This is a genomic window from Brevundimonas sp. (assembly GCF_018608325.1).
Classification (GTDB): domain Bacteria; phylum Pseudomonadota; class Alphaproteobacteria; order Caulobacterales; family Caulobacteraceae; genus Brevundimonas.
The window spans coordinates 1-15,489 of record NZ_JABAZW010000074.1 but is presented as its reverse complement, the minus strand read 5'-3'; the positions used below and the strand labels follow the sequence as shown (position 1 = coordinate 15,489).

At 63.4% G+C, this 15,489-nt stretch carries 11 protein-coding genes and 1 pseudogene; 4 read left to right on the top strand and 8 right to left on the bottom strand.

Annotated features, from left to right (window positions below):
• The 4 genes from QZ281_RS07875 to QZ281_RS07860 form a co-directional block, all read right to left on the bottom strand.
• A partial coding sequence (locus QZ281_RS07875) for a chorismate mutase (protein ID WP_292226871.1) occupies positions 1–440 on the bottom strand: 440 nt, incomplete at its 3' end.
• Between the two features lie 317 nt (positions 441–757).
• Positions 758–1,339 carry a prephenate dehydratase domain-containing protein gene (locus tag QZ281_RS07870; RefSeq protein ID WP_292226870.1) on the bottom strand — a complete coding sequence of 194 codons (582 nt, stop codon included), beginning with the start codon at positions 1,337–1,339 and terminating at the stop codon, positions 758–760.
• A 213-nt stretch (positions 1,340–1,552) separates the two neighbouring features.
• The gene (locus QZ281_RS07865) at positions 1,553–2,923 is read right to left on the bottom strand and encodes a class II 3-deoxy-7-phosphoheptulonate synthase (protein ID WP_292226869.1); all 1,371 of its coding nucleotides are present in this window, start codon (positions 2,921–2,923) and stop codon (positions 1,553–1,555) included.
• Between the two features lie 58 nt (positions 2,924–2,981).
• Positions 2,982–3,131: a hypothetical protein gene (locus QZ281_RS07860; protein ID WP_201097735.1), complete on the bottom strand. Its 150-nt coding sequence runs from the start codon at positions 3,129–3,131 to the stop codon at positions 2,982–2,984.
• A 225-nt stretch (positions 3,132–3,356) separates the two neighbouring features.
• Here QZ281_RS07860 and QZ281_RS07855 point away from each other — a divergent pair, with 225 nt between their 5' ends.
• On the top strand, positions 3,357–5,597 hold the full coding sequence (locus QZ281_RS07855) for an acyl-CoA dehydrogenase (RefSeq protein WP_292226858.1): 2,241 nt from the start codon (positions 3,357–3,359) through the stop codon (positions 5,595–5,597).
• A gap of 50 nt (positions 5,598–5,647) precedes the next feature.
• Here the strand turns inward: QZ281_RS07855 and QZ281_RS07850 are convergent, their stop codons facing one another.
• Together QZ281_RS07850 and QZ281_RS07845 are read right to left on the bottom strand one after the other, a co-directional pair.
• On the bottom strand, positions 5,648–6,868 hold the full coding sequence (locus QZ281_RS07850) for a membrane dipeptidase (protein WP_292226855.1): 1,221 nt from the start codon (positions 6,866–6,868) through the stop codon (positions 5,648–5,650).
• Between the two features lie 572 nt (positions 6,869–7,440).
• Complete coding sequence (locus QZ281_RS07845) at positions 7,441–7,803, bottom strand: DUF3088 family protein (RefSeq protein ID WP_292226852.1); 363 nt, start codon at positions 7,801–7,803, stop codon at positions 7,441–7,443.
• A gap of 304 nt (positions 7,804–8,107) precedes the next feature.
• Between QZ281_RS07845 and QZ281_RS07840 the strand changes: the two genes are divergently transcribed.
• The gene (locus QZ281_RS07840; protein ID WP_363297601.1) at positions 8,108–10,282 is read left to right on the top strand and encodes a TonB-dependent receptor; all 2,175 of its coding nucleotides are present in this window, start codon (positions 8,108–8,110) and stop codon (positions 10,280–10,282) included.
• Positions 10,282–11,598 (top strand): dipeptidase, encoded by a 1,317-nt coding sequence (locus QZ281_RS07835; RefSeq protein WP_292226847.1) that lies wholly within the window; start codon positions 10,282–10,284, stop codon positions 11,596–11,598. Before QZ281_RS07840 ends, QZ281_RS07835 begins: the two co-directional genes overlap by 1 nt.
• Positions 11,599–11,689: 91 nt before the next feature.
• Here the strand turns inward: QZ281_RS07835 and QZ281_RS07830 are convergent, their stop codons facing one another.
• Complete coding sequence (locus QZ281_RS07830; RefSeq protein ID WP_292226845.1) at positions 11,690–12,415, bottom strand: DOPA 4,5-dioxygenase family protein; 726 nt, start codon at positions 12,413–12,415, stop codon at positions 11,690–11,692.
• 14 nt (positions 12,416–12,429) lie between these two features.
• Positions 12,430–14,868, bottom strand: a complete 2,439-nt coding sequence (locus tag QZ281_RS07825; protein WP_292226843.1) for a TonB-dependent receptor — start codon at positions 14,866–14,868, stop codon at positions 12,430–12,432.
• A gap of 322 nt (positions 14,869–15,190) precedes the next feature.
• Here QZ281_RS07825 and QZ281_RS07820 point away from each other — a divergent pair.
• Positions 15,191–15,489, top strand: a pseudogene (locus tag QZ281_RS07820) (TonB-dependent receptor); the annotation flags it as partial.

Sequence of the window (15,489 nt, the reverse complement as noted above, 5' to 3'; positions counted from 1 at the left end):
ACATCCTTGCGCCGCTGGTCCCGGTGCTTGTGTGCGGCGAAGGCCAGCGCCTTCTGCGGATCGCGGACCATGCGGATATCCGCAGCGGCGCCGAAACGCAGGCGGGCGCCGTCATAGGCGCGGGTCGGCTCGATCGGAGCCCAGACCTGGACTTGCAGGCGACCCTGACGGGCCAGACCCCAGCCGACGATCTCACGCCACAGATGCTCGACGGCTTCGGCGTTCTCGGGTTGGCATTTGGACAGCATCCGCGCCAGGACGGTCTGCTCGCGATCAGGGCGCAGCTTGGTGTGCGGGCCGGTGGGCGCGTCCTTGGCGCGGCCGACGGTGGCGGCGACGGCCAGACGCTGTTCGAACAGGTTCAGGATCTGGTCATCGATGCTGTCGATCTCGGCGCGCAGGGCGGCCAGAGCCTGTTGCTCAGGGGTCAGATCGGCCACGTCAGGCCACACTTGTTGGACGTTGGAATTCGGCATTGGATTGGGCTTTCAGCATGGGGGAATTTCGATGTGCAGGGGCGAACAGCCGCTCTGATCCAGAACGGTCGCCGGTGAGACTGTCAGGAGCGAAGTAAGCCCGACGCCTCAGCCGGCGTATCGAAAGCCGTAAAAACCGTAGCCAAAATAATAGCCGGCAACCGCGCGCATACGGTCGGAAGAAACAGAAAGAGCGCGCTGGCGGGACATGGGTCCGGGTCCGGTTATTCAGGATCGTTTGCGATCCGAGCGGCCTTAAAGGACGCAAAGACTATGCGCAGTCAACCCTGCGACACGCCCAAAAGCAGGAAACGCGTCCGATTATCGCTAGAATCTTGCAAATCGTTGCGCAAGATCGACAACCCATAGACCTCAGCGGCGCCGACAGGCGCAATCGCCGCCCGTGTCATATCCCCCGCTTCAGCGACATCGCGCGCCGCGCCCGCCGTGTCGAAATGCTCAATGACCTTCAGGTGCATGGTCTTCAGCGTGGCGGCGCATTGGGCCAGGGCGATGGGGTGGCTTTCGACCGAGCGGATATCCGCCAAACGCGCGCCTTCCACCGACATGAGGGCGTGACGAATGGGACGCCAGACATCCGCCAGAACGGCCAGTCCCGACTCGCGCACCAGCGTCGCCGCCGGTTCAACCGCCCCAATGCTGGAGTTCTCGACCGGGATCAGGGCCATATCGCAATCACCGGACGTCAGGGCCGCCAAAGCTTCCGCAAAAGTCGCATGCGGCACAGCTTCATCCCACGGACGCAGCGCCAGGCAGGCTTCATGACTAAAGGCGCCCAGCGCGCCCTGAAACGCTACGCGGGCGTAGGCGGGTTCATCGGCGTGGGAAGGCGTATCGGTCATGATTGGTCCTGAATGCGCGCCAGCCTCTACAAAAGACCGGCGTTGTGGCCGCATCGCGACCACAACAGATTGCCTTTGCGGCGCCCGTGCGGACGCGACAAGTCCTGACGCTCCCGCAAGCAACGGAATGCGCATCAAAATGAATTGTCAGTCGGCCCGTTAAGCCCGGGCGGAATAACCGCCCGGCCGAAGCCAGGCGGTTTCTTCAGTTCGTCAGGCCGCAGCCGACTGGTTCACCCGGCCCGACTTCAGGCGTTCGGCCACCAGGAAGGCCAGCTCCAGCGCCTGATCGGCGTTCAGGCGCGGGTCGCAGTGGGTGTGGTAGCGGTTGGACAGGTCGTCCTCCGTCACCGCCTGGGCGCCGCCGATGCATTCGGTGACGTTCTGGCCGGTCATCTCCAGGTGGACGCCGCCGGGGTGGACGCCCTCAGCCTCGGCCACGTCGATGAAGGTGCGGACTTCGCCCAGGATGCGGTCGAACGGACGGGTCTTGTAGCCGTTGCCCGCCTTCAGCGTATTGCCGTGCATCGGATCGATGGACCAGATGACCTTGCGGCCCGACGCCTTCACTTCACGCATCAGCTTGGGCAGACGCTCGCCGACCTTGTCGTGACCAAAGCGGCCGATCAGGGTCAGGCGTCCCGAGATGTTATCCGGGTTCAGGGCGTCGATCAGCGGCAGCAGGTCATCAGACGTCATGGTCGGCCCGCACTTTACGCCGATGGGGTTCTTGATCCCCTTCATGAACTCGACGTGGGCGCCGTCCAGTTGACGGGTGCGCTCGCCGATCCACAGCATATGCGCCGACGTGTCGAACCATTCGCCCGAACCACCGTCTAGGCGCGTCAGCGCGCTTTCGACGTTCAGCAGCAGGGCTTCGTGGCTGGTGAAGACCTCGACCCGGCTCAGGTCCGGGTGGGTTTCAGGCGTGACGCCGACAGCCTCCATGAAGGCCAGGGCTTCGGTGATCTTGTCCGCCAGTTCGCGGTACTGAGCACCCGCCGCATTGTCGCCTGCAAAACCCAGCGTCCAGCGGTGGATATTGTACAGGTCCGCATAGCCGCCGCCCGCAAAGGCGCGCAGCAGGTTCAGCGTCGAGGCCGACTGGTTGTAGGCGCGGATCAGGCGCTGCGGATCAGGCAGACGCTCTTCCGGCGTGAAGCCCATGCCGTTGATGATGTCGCCACGATAGCTGGGCAGCTCGACCCCGCCGATCTCCTCCAGCGGCGACGAGCGCGGCTTGGCGAACTGACCGGCGATGCGGCCGACCTTCACCACCGGCTTGCGGCCAGCGAAGGTCAGCACCACCGCCATCTGAAGGATCAGACGGAAGGTGTCGCGGATATTGTCCGTCGAGAACTCCTTGAAGCTCTCGGCGCAGTCGCCGCCTTGCAGCAGGAAGGCCTCGCCCCGCTCAACCTGAGCCAGTTTCGACGTCAGGTGGCGGGCTTCGCCTGCGAAAACGAGGGGCGGCAGGGCGCGCAGTTCGTCCTCGACGACTGCGAGCGCATGAGGATCCGGATAGTCCGCCGGCATGTGCAGGGCGGTCTTCGTTCTCCAACTTTCGGGGGTCCAGCGTGTCATCGCGCAAGAATAAGGCTTCGCAGCGCATCAAACAACGAAAACAGGGACAGATATTGCTTTAATCCGCCGACTGGTCCTCGGGCGGTGATTTTTCACCTGCCGCCTCGGCTTTCCGCTCGGCTTTCAGGGCCGCCTTCTCCGCCGCCTTCTTGGCCGCCGCGCGCTCGCGTTCCTGGCGCTCAAAACTGTAGTTCGGCTTACGGGCCATCGGCGTCTCCATTCGTAGGTCTGATCGCAAGATGGCGACAGGAACATCCGTACACAACGGATGGATTCGCCGCACCACGCGACCGTGCAGGTCGATATTTCTCTGCACAGCCGCGAAATGCCCGTTTGACGGCGCGTTTCGTCCTGTACGCGATACGCCGCAGGCCTGATGCCTGAACCTTCCCAACGCCGGATTCGTTGTCTCTCCATCGAAATGGAGCCGAACATGTCCGCCACTTCCATCCGACGCGAATATCTCAGCCGCCCCCTCTACGCCTGGGCCAAGACCGTTCTGCCCGAGATGTCAGCAACCGAAGCCGAGGCCATTCAGGCAGGCGATGTCTGGTGGGACGCAGAGCTTTTCACGGGCGCGCCGGACTGGGACGCCTTCCTCGCCATTCCCCCGGCGACGCTGACGGCGGAAGAGCAGGCGTTTCTGGACGGCCCGACGGAACAGTTGTGCGCCATGCTGGATGACTGGAAAATCACCTGGGAGGACATGGACCTGTCGCCAGAGACCTGGGACTTCATCAAGCGCGAGAAGTTCCTCGGCATGATCATCCCCAGGGCCTATGGCGGGCTGGAGTTCTCGGCGTACGCCCATTCCGAAGTGGTGCGGAAGATTTCGACCCGGTCGGTCGCCGCCGCAGTGACGGTGATGGTGCCGAACTCACTCGGCCCCGGCGAACTGCTGATGAAGTTCGGCACGGAGGAACAACGCGAACGCTGGCTGCCACGCCTCGCCGACGGCCGCGACATTCCCGCCTTCGGCCTGACCAGCCCAGAGGCAGGCTCTGACGCCGCGTCCATGACCGACGAAGGCGTGATCTGCGAAGGCGAATATGAGGGCCGCAAGGTCCTCGGCATGCGGCTGAACTGGAAGAAGCGCTACATCACGCTTGGCCCCATCAGCACGGTTCTGGGCCTGGCCTTCAAGATGCGTGACCCCGAGGGTCTGCTGGGCGGCGAGGAAGACCTGGGCATCACTGTCGCCCTGATCCCGACGGACACGCCCGGCGTCACCATCGGTCGCCGCCATCTGCCGTCCATGCAGGCCTTCATCAACGGCCCGAACGAGGGGCAGGATGTTTTCCTGCCGCTGGACGCCATTCTGGGCGGCCCTGAGCGGATCGGTCAGGGGTGGATGATGCTGAACGCGGCGCTGGCCGCCGGGCGCGGCATCTCCCTGCCCTCCCTGTCCGCTGCAGGCGCCGCCCTGGCCGCCCGCACCACCGGGGCCTATTCCCGCGTCCGTCAGCAGTTCCGCATCCCTATCGGCCAGTTCGAGGGTGTGCAGGAGCGCCTCGCCCGCATTGCCGCCAACGCCTACCTGCTGGATGCCGCGCGCCGCTTCACCTGCTCAGGTCTGGCCTTGGGCCACCATCCCTCGGTCGTGTCCGCCATCATGAAACAGGGCGCCACCGAGCGGATGCGCACCGCCGCCAATGACGCCATGGACGTCCACGCCGGCAAGGCGGTGATCGACGGGCCGAGCAACTATCTGGGCAACTTCTATCGCTCAGTCCCGGTGGGGATTACGGTGGAGGGCGCCAATATCCTGACCCGCAGCCTGATCGTGTTCGGCCAAGGCGCCATTCGCGCCCACCCCTATATCCTGAAGGAGATGGAGGCGCTGGCGGATCAGGACATGGAGCGTGGCCTGGCCCAGTTCGACGCCGTCTTCTGGACCCACGTCGTCCACAGCCTGCGCACCGCCCGCCGCGCCTTCGCCAGCGCCTGGACCGACGGCCGCTTCGGCGCCTCACCCCAATCCGGCCCGGCGCGTCGCTACTATCGCCGCATGGGCCGTTACGCCGCCGCCTTCGCCCTGGCGTCCGACATGGCCATGCTGACCATGGGCGGCGAGTTGAAGCGCAAGGAAATGCTGTCCGCCCGGTTCGGCGACATCCTGTCCGAACTCTACATGATGAGCGCAGCCCTGAAGCGCTGGGAGGATGAAGGCCGTCAGACTGCGGACCTGCCCCTGCTGGACTATGTGATGCAGGAGGGCTTCCTGACCATTGAGCGTCGACTGAAGGAAATCCTCGACAACTTCCCCAGCCGCCCTGCCGCGTGGCTGCTGAAGGTGTTCGTCCTACCGTTCGGCGTCATCCGCTCGGGCCCACGCGACGCGACCGTACGCGCCTGCGCCGCCCTGCTGATGGAGCCGTCAGCGACGCGGGATCGTCTGACAGAGAATGTCTATATCGGCGAACAGGCCGTTGGCCGCCTGGAACATGCGTTTGAGCTGGTGGTCCAGACCCAACCGATCCACGACCGCTTGAAGCGCCAACGCATCCGCGACTGGCGTGACGCGCTGGATCAGGGTCTGTTGTCAAAGGGCGAAATCGAACAGCTTCAGGCCGCCGATGAGGCCGTCGCCGAGATCATCGCCGTGGATGACTTTGCACCGGAAGATCTCGCCCGCGTCCGTCGCTCGCCAGGTCTGGCCGCAGCCGCCGAATAGCCGCCAGACTGGAGCGCACAGCCATTCGACCGTGCGCCCCGCCTCTTAGATCAGGCGCGACGCGCCGCCTCTGCAGCACGCAGGACACGCAGGAAGTTGCCGCTCCAGATCGCGTTGATCTGCTCCTGCGTATAACCGCGACGCAGCAGTTCGCGCGTCACGTTCGGCGCATCGGCTTCACTGTCAAAACCAATGATCCCGGCGCCGTGGTTGAAGTCAGTGCCAACGCCCACATGGTCCCAGCCGATCCGCTTGGCCACATAGTCCAGTTGATCGACATAATCGCTGACCGTCGCGCGCGGCAGCAGCGGGTTCAACGCATCAAGGAAGGCCTGCTGACGGCCGCCCAGACCGCCATAGCCGTCATTGGGCGCAGAGAATTCCGCCGACAAGCCATACTGAACGCGCAGGGCGCTGATAGCCGGACGGGTGCGTCCATCCACCTGCGTCAGATACGAGTTGAACGGCGTCAGCTGCACAATGCCGCCATTCGCCTTGATGGCGTCCAGCTCGGCGTCAGACAGATTGCGTGTGCTGTCGATCAGCGCCCGCACGTTCGAATGGGTCGCCGCGACCGGCGCACGCGTCAGCGCCAGTGTCTGCGCCAGGGCTTCGCTGGACAACTGCGACACGTCGATCAGGACACCCAGGTCGTTCAGCTTGGCCACTGCGGCGCGCCCGACGGGTGACAGGCCGTGATGCTCCGCCACCGGCTGGTCCACAGGCCGCGACGAGTCCGAGAAGGCATTATGGCCCGCATGGTTGAAGGCGAACACCCGCACGCCATCGCGATAGAAGGCGTCGATCTGGCTGAGGTCGTCACCGATCGACCGGGCGTTCTGGAAACCGATGATCACGGCGACCTTACCCTGCCCCACCAGTCGCGTGACATCATCCGCACTCAAGGCGATGCCGACACGCTGAGGGTTTTCGGCGGCAAAGGCCTTGATCTTGGCCAGCTTCTCGTCGGCCTCTGCCCGCGCCGCGCGCTGACCCGCCGCATCACGCGGCCCCGGCCCGACTGCGACCGACAGAACCACCGCATCCACGCCGCCACGCGTCAGGTGGTCCAGATCCACCCGTGATCCATGCCCCGGCAGATAGTAACGCTCGGGCGTGCTGGGCAGCAGCACGTCAGCGTGCCCGTCCAGCACCAGCGCCGCCCTGTGCACAGCTTCGGCATTCTGCGCCTGCGCCCAGACGGGCGCCCCGCCCAGCAGCGCCAGCGCACTGACTGTCGCCACAAATGAAATCGCCCGCTTAATCGCCATTACAGCCTCCTCCAAAACCAGGTTCGATTTGAAGGTTAGGCGTGAGGCCGTTCGCTTGGCGCGCCAGAAGTATGCAGGGGACCTTTAGGCTTTCTGCTGCGCTTACGCCCGGTCGCAAAAGCAAAAAGACCGCGCCCGGGGATAGTGAGCGCGGCCCAGTTACGAGAATGAACGCCAAAAGGCGAGCACAACCCTTGATACACACTCAAGCTTACCAAGCCATGACAGAAACCCTGCCGCGGCACGCAGAAAGACTGCCCGGATCTGCACCCTGCTGATTTTAGTTTTGTTGACGCCCCATCAAAACGATCTCCATTGCCCAAAAGCCTGAACCCGCTCTTGATAAGGGTGCGCCACACCAATCGGGAGCCCATCATGCGCATCCAGAGCACCGCCAACACTGATCGTTCGACGAACCACCAATCGTCCGACCGCATCCGGGTTCCGGTGTCGTGTGCGGCGCGCGGCGGTTGGACGATTCACGTCCCGAGGGCGACGGGACAGCAACGTCAATCCGGAGAGGCCTCAGCCTGAACTTAAGGGCTTACGACCTCAACAAAAGCGCCGCCCCGTCACGGATGGGGCGGCGCGATCCCGTACAACTCAACCAGCGTCGCGATGATCGCCCCTGCGCCTGCAACCGAGCGCCTGCCTGCATATGACGGGCCGGGCTGCTCAGTCTCCACGCCCGTTGGAAGCACCAGACGCGGCAAGGTCTGGTTCTGCTCGCCGGCCAGATCGGCGACAAGCCGCCGTGGGCGCTCGAACGCGACGCGGTGCACGGATATCCGCTTCTCCAGATGCGGATAGGATCGCAGAACCCCCTCCAACAATGCAGAGTACCTATCGAAATAAACTGTGCCCGGAAAGGCCGGATCATCAAATCCAGGCTCCAGCAGAATGAGATCGGCGCGCGGGGGATGTGCGTCTGTCATGACCACCTTTCTCCCCAAGACACGCCCCTCGCTCAACCACAGAAAAACTACAACGACCCTGCGGCGATCTCATTTGCCCTGCCTGCAGACGACACTCGACATTCGTCGTTGAAAATCGAGACAGGAGGGGGTCTTCATGCAACAACCACAACGGCGTCATAGCCTTAAGAGCTTCACCGCACTTGCGGTGGCAAGCGTCGCATTTGGCGGTGCGGCAAGCTTCACCACTTCAGTTCTAGCGCAGGACAGCACTCACCAACTCGGCGATGTTGTCGTCACAGGCAAGCGGACCTCTCAGGCTGCCGTGGCTATTGGCACGGATCAGGTTTCCAACACTATCTCCATCACGCGCGAGGCACTGCTGTCCGCGCCTGCCGGCGTCTCCGGCCTCAAGATGCTGGAGGGGCTTCCGGGCTTTAATGTTCAGGCCAATGATGCGCTTGGCCTCTATGAGTTCGGTAACTCAGTCTCGGTGCGCGCCTTCAACTTCCAGCAGATCGGCTTCGTGCTGGACGGCGCCCCCATGGGCCGCTCCGACCAGTTCGGCGGAAGCCCCATCTTTCGTTACGTTGAAAACGAAAACCTTGCCCGCGTAACCGCATCTCAGGGTGCAGGCGACGTGACCCTGCCCAGCTATGCATCGCTTGGCCCCATTGTTCAGTACATCACCATCAACCCAGCCGAGACTTTTGGGGCCACCACCACCCTGTCCGCAGGCAGCGACAATCTGCGGCGCGGCTTCGTGCGGGTCGACAGCGGTGAACACGGGCCATTCTCGGCCTACGCCAGCTATTCCAAATTCTCCGCTGACCTATGGCGCGGTCCCGGCGACATCAATCGCGAACACGCAGAGGGCAAGCTGAGGTACCGTGCTGCCAATGGCGCAGAGGCTTCGTTCGGCATCATCTGGAACGACTATTTCGACTACGATGCCCCGGCCATCTCCAAAGCCCAGTATTACGGCATAGCCGGTGACGCCTTCGGGCGCAGCGGCCGCAACTTCGCCTATCTCGGCGAAGTGCCTGCCCTGCCCCAGACCACGCAGGGCGTCGTCTATTCGAACCCGCTCTACAACCAGTTCTACAAACAGGCGGTCAACAAGCGCACGGACACCCTGTACCGCCTTTCCGGCTCGCTGCCCGTATCCCAAAATCTACGCCTGGAAGGCACCGCCTATTATGAGGACAAGGACGGTTATGGGGTGTCGCCAGAGGCCTATGCGACGTCCCTGACCAGCTACAATAACCAGCGCCTCATCCTGACCGATCTGACCGCGCCAAAGGGGTTGCAGTACGGACTGTCAGAGGTTTCTGGCGAACGTAAAGGCGGCGTCGTCCGCGCCATCTGGACACTGGGCTCGCATCGCCTGACCGGTGGCGTATGGATCGAGACCGATGACTATCACCGCACGCAGGCCCGCTATAATCAGGTCGGCGGCAGTCCCGATGGCGATCTGCTTAAAAACGAACCCGTTCACCGCCAACGCAACTTCGTATCCACACGCGAGACGCGCCAGTTCTTCCTTCAGGATGTGATCAGCCTGCTGGACGACCGGCTGAAGATCGAACTGGGCGTGAAGGCGCTGGACATCGACTACACCATCAGCGGCTATCGCAACCCTGCCGACTACATCAACAAACGCCAGCCCACGATCAGCGACAACTGGTCGGACAGCTTCCTACCGAACATCGGCCTGGTCTGGAACCTGAACCACACGGATCAGGTCTTCGCTTCCTATGCCGAAAATCTGGCCCTGCCGCGTGGCGCGGACGACGTCTTCGCCCTGGCCAGCCCGACAGCCAAGACACCCGCCGCCGAAACCTCGAAGAACTGGGAGCTTGGGCTGCGCACCAACCGCCCGACCTTCAATGCAGCGCTGGCGCTGTATCGGACGAGTTTCGACAACCGGCTTCAATCCTATGCCGTCACCGTACCCGGCAGCGGCGTAACGGAAAGCTTCTTCCAGAACGTCGGCGAGGTCGAAGCCCGCGGCGCCGAGTTCAGCGGCACCTGGAAACCCGAAGGGCTGGGCGGCTATGTCTATTTCAGCGCCAACGCCAGCTACAATGTCGTCGAGTTCAAGAACGACCTACCCGGTTTCACGCCCGTGACCGGTGCTCCGCTGATCATTTCCGGCAACACCGTGCCCGACAGCCCGGAATGGATCATCCAGAGCGGCGTCACCATCGAACCGACCTCATGGATCGTCGCGAACGTGTCGGCACGACACATCGGCGAACGCTTCACCAATTTCACCAACACGGAGACCCTGCGCGCCTATACGATCGTCAACGCCTACGTCGATTTCGGCGACAACTGGTCGATTGGCCCGGCGCGCGATTTAAAGCTACGCTTCAATATCGATAACCTGCTTGATGAAGACTACCTTGGCACCATCACCAACACGGTGAATACGCCAGCCACCTTCCGTCCCGGCCCGCCCCGCACGGTGCAGGTCTCGCTTACAACGAGTTTCTGATGTTTCGATCCATGTTTCCGTCGCGCCGCCGCCATCTGAATACGACGGCGCTTACTTCTCGAAAATCCGCCCTGATCGGCGCCGCTCTAGGCGGCCTGTTGTTGGCGGCAGGCGGCGCCGCATCGGCCCAGACGACCCACGACGCGCCCCTGTCGCCCGAGGTTCATGCGCTGCATGAGCGCCTGCTGGTGCTGGACACCCACCTCGACACGCCGATAAACCTGGTCAAGCCAGGCTGGAGCATTCTTGATCGCCACACTGTCGAGGAAGGATCGCAGGTCGACTATCCCCGCATGGTCGAGGGCGGACTGGATGGGGGCTGGTGGGCGGTCTATTCATCGCAAGGCCCGTTGACGCCGGAAGCCACCGCGGCGTCGCTGGTTATTGCCCAGGAACGCATCCGCGCCATTCGCGCCCTGGCGACCGACCATCCAGACAAGTTCGGCCTGGCGCTCAAGGCCGCCGACGCCGCCCCCATCGCGGCGGCAGGCAAGCGGGTCGTCTTTATCTCGATGGAGAACGCCTATCCCCTGACGGGTCGCCCTGATCAGGTTCAGGCCTTCTATGACCAGGGCCTGCGCATGATCAGTCTGGTCCACTTCGCCAACAATGAACTGGCGGATTCCGCGACTGACCCTGCCGGCCCGCGCTGGCATGGCCTCAGCCCCGCCGGCCGACGCATGGCCGCCCAGGCCAATCAGTTGGGCATGGTGCTCGATGCCTCCCACGCCTCGGACGAAGTGTTCGACCAACTGATCGCCTATTCAGCGACGCCGATCATCCTGTCCCACTCGGGCGCACGCGACATCTATGACCATGCCCGCAACATCAATGACGAACGTCTGCGCCGTCTGGCAGCGTCAGGCGGTGTGATCCAGGTCAACGCACTCGGCGCCTATCTGAAGGCCCTGCCGGACACACCCGAACGCGCCGCCGCTCTGGCCGCCCTGCGCACCGAGTTCGGCGCGCCCGCAGATCGCACCCCCGCGCAGAGCACAGCCTATGTCGAACGCCTGCGCGCCCTGAACCGCGTCCATCCGGCGACCCAGGCTGATTTCGAGGACTATATCCTGCACCTGCTGCACATTCTGGCGGTCGCAGGCCCTCGCCATGTCGGCATCGGCGCCGACTGGGACGGCGGCGGCGGCGTGACCGGCATGAACGATGTCGCCGCCCTGCCCCGCATCACCGAGCGCCTACTGGCCGAGGGCTATTCGGAAACCGACCTCGCCGCCATCTGGTCCGGCAACGCCCTGCGCCTGTTGAAACAGGCCGAGGACTATGCGGCGTCATTGAAGCCTGCGCCCCGTCGCTAGAGCGGCAAAAGCCGGGGCGTCGCATCCGACGCCCCGGCTCTGAACATCCCGGCGCCGCTGCAGCGATGCAGCGGCGCTTTCTATTGGCGGATCACGTCGTTTCCAGCGGCACCGACGGCGTCACATTGGGGAAGATGACCTCGACCCGATCGTCACTGACGTGCGAGGCCATGCTGTAGGCGTTCACCGGCTGCGCGCGGTTGACCCACAGTGCGTAGTACAGATGGTCGGCGCGCGGATCATTGGTGTTCGGGTGCAGCAGGATCGTCAGTCCAAGGCTGTTGAGCTGCAGCCATGGCACCAGCGTCGGCAGCAGTTCATTGCTGAACCCGAAATAGAACGACGGCGTCACGTGCGGACCGCGCGGCTCCAGATTCCAGTTGCCCAGTTCGACGGGGAAACGCTCGGTCGCCCACTTCCGCAGCAGAGCCGCCTTTTCGTAGGTGTCTTCGTCGAAATAGATGTGGGCGTGATAGCTCTTGATGTCCGTGTAGGCGCGCGGCAGCGACGGCAGGGTCTGCTCGCCGGGACGAACGCTGACGGGCTGGGCCGCCGGTTCCTTGTAGGTTTCATAGCCCCACGGACTGCGGCCCGTGGCGTTGCGCGGCGTCGACGGTGCAGCAGCGGCGCCGCCTCGCGGTGCGCGACCCTGGGCCTGCGCCTGCGCTTGAGCGCCGCTGGCAGAAGCGACCAAGCCGGCAGCGACGGCCAAACCGGAGCCGACCAGCAGATTACGCCGACCAGGCGACAGCAGATCCGCCCAATCCTGATCGATTTCAGCTTCGGTGGGACGGTGATCTTCAGGTGATTTTGACATTGGATTTCTCTGGTTCAGAAGCTGTAATCGAGGCGGACGGAATAGACGCCGCCCAGCAGGCCGACCGGGCCCGAGTTGTCCCAGGCGTACTCGTACTGGGCCAGGCTGGCGGCGGTGCGGGTGTTCTGCGGAACCCGTTGCGGCTTTTCATCGAACAGGTTGTTGGCGGTGGCGGTCAGCCGCAGGTGGTCATTGACCTGATAGGCGACGCTGAGGTCCGTCACGAAGGTGGCGTCAAGCTTGTATTCCGCGCCCAGAACCGATGAATAGCGGGTCAGTTCGCCATAGCGGACCTCACGCAGGTCCACGGTCCATGGGCCGCGATCAAACACGGCGCCCAGCACCTGTTTATCGTGGGGCGCGCGGTGACGCAGATTGTACTGGCTGGCCGTCGACAGGGTGCCGATGTTGGGCAGGTTCTGCAGCGCGGTCGGCACTGGCGAAATGCGCGTCACATCGATCTTGTTGAAGTTGGCCGCGAACAACCAGCGGATATTGCCCCAGTTGAAGCGGCTGTTCGCCTCGGCGGTGAAATCCACACCGCGCGTGCGCGTATCGCCGACGTCTGTGAAATAGTGGACGACGATGTCCGTACCCGCCGCAAAGCCCGCGCCCTGAAGCAGACTGTCGATATAGGTCACCTGCGCAGGCGTCAGCGGGCGCCCCGAGCCGTCCACGGCGACACCTGACGACCGGTCGATGCCGATATTGGACGAGGCGCCGATCTGGTGTTTCACCTCGATCTGATAGGCGTCTAGAGCCAGACGCACGCCCCAACCGGGATTGGCGGTGAAGCCCAGCGAGTAGTTGGTCGACTCTTCCGGTTTCAGCGGCTGTGCACCCAAAGCGCGGGCGGCGGCGGAGTCCGGCTGGGCCAGACGATACGGCACGCCCGCATGGTCCGAGGTGTTCGAATAGGACGCCGTCACCAGGCTGGGCGCGTGGAAGCCGTTCGACACCGTTCCGCGCACCGCGAAGTTCGGCGTGAAGTCATAGCGGCTGCTCAGCCGCCCGGTCGTGCTGTCGCCAAAGTCGGAATAGTGCTCATAACGCACCGCCCCGTCGATGAACCATTTGGGCGTGATGTAGGTCGAAAGCGCTGTGTAGGCGGCGTATGAATCCCGCGTCTCATCGACAGCATCCACGGGCTGATAGCCGGTCAGGGCTGACGACCCGCTGCCGAAATAGGACAGGGGCTCACCCGCCTTCAGCTTGGCCGTCTCATGCTGCTGCTGCAGGCCGACCGACCAGCTGAAATCATGACCGCCCAGAGCGACCGAACGGTTCAGATCCAGATTGGTCGTCAGATTCGAATAGAAGCGCTGACCGATGTAGAAGCCCGTCTGCGCGTTCGGATAGGTCAGCGAATAGTTGGCCGTATTGGCCGTATAGACGTCGATCTTGTCCTGACCATAGGTCGTGGACAGGTCCCAGTTCCAACCCGCATGCTCCCCCTTGATCCCGCCCGTCAGACCGAAGTCATCCTCTTCGGTGACCTCAAACGGCGTGAAGCCATCCGGGTAAACCGACAAAAGGCCGGGGTTGTTGATGAAGATCGTATTTGCCGGGCGGAAGTTTTGCGTCGCCCAGGCCTTGCGGTGCGCATAGGTGCCAAAGGCGTACAGTTCGGTCGTCGGCGTCAGGTCATAGCCAAAGTCGAAACTGGCCGATCCGGTATTGAACCGATGCTGGCCTGCGTTCTTCCAGGGTTGGTTGTCGCGCGTCGCCTCACGTGGATCTGCCGTCGCCCCCGCCGGCAGCGAGTTGTTCACGCCCAGACGAACCGGCTGCCCAGCCGCATTCAATGCTGGATAGATCAGATAGGTCGACTTGAGCGGGAAGTTGCGGACAGCCCGGCTCTGCGCCGAGAACTCACCCGCCACGCTCAGATGGCCGCGGTCGCCCAGGGCAAAGGAATGATTGCCGCGAATGATGCTGACCGCGCCATCACCTTCATACGACTGACCAGTCTGGACCGAAAAGCTGCTGGGGCTCTTTCCGTCCTTCAGGATGATATTGATGACGCCTGCGATGGCGTCTGACCCGTAAACCGCAGATGCGCCGTCACGCAGAACTTCAACGCGCTGGATTGCTCCGGCCGGGATCAAGGCCAGGTCCGCAGCCACCGAACCCGCAAAACCGTCTTCGTTGACGACAGACGTCGTGTGGCGACGTTTTCCGTTGATCAACACAAGAGTGTAGGCCGGATCGAGGCCACGCAACTGGCCGCCGCGTACGATCGAACCCAGGTCAGGCTGCACCAGTGCAGGCACGTTGAATGACGGCAGCAGGCGGTTCAGCGCCTCTAGCGTGCTGGACGCCCCTGTGTTGGTCAGCGTCGTTCCACTGATCACATCAACCGGCGCCGCGCTGTTCTGGACCGTGCGGCCTGCTGTGCGGCTGCCGGTGACGATGACGTCTGTCACCTGCTGTCCGGCATCGTCAGCCGACACGTCCACGGTTTCAGCCTGCGCCGCGGCGGCGACAGCAAGACTTAAAGCACCGAAGGCGACACCAGCGAGAACCGCGCTTCTGCGAGCGACTGGTCCACGTTTCGTAAACATACAGAAATCCCCTGAAAACAAGGGCTCCTAACTATGCTCACGCCACTTTGCCGCAACGCAGAAATTTTCCGCCCCTAGCAGGAAATCTAACAAGCCAACCAACTCAATACCGTTAGCCTGTGAAAAGCGGAGCAGGACGCAACAAGACCGCTTGACGTTATGTGATGTTATCTCATAACTGACGCACCTTCTGGTGAAAGTCCTCCTCTCCATGCGTATGACCTCCCCCTCGCGCGCACTTCTTCTCGGCGTCGCAGCATCCGCCCTGCTATCAGGCGCCGCGACCGCACAGACCGCAACGCCGCCGCCCCAGACGGCGACTGTCGACGACGTGATCGTCACGGGCGCGCCCTACGGCATCAGCCAGCGCGCGACCACCATCGCCACAGACGTCATCGACCAGCAGGCGCTATCAACCTCGCCCGCCGTGTCGCTGGGTGATCTGGTCAGCAACCGCCCGGGCATCCGCTCGACAGACTTCGCACCGGGCGCCAGCCGCCCCGTGCTCCG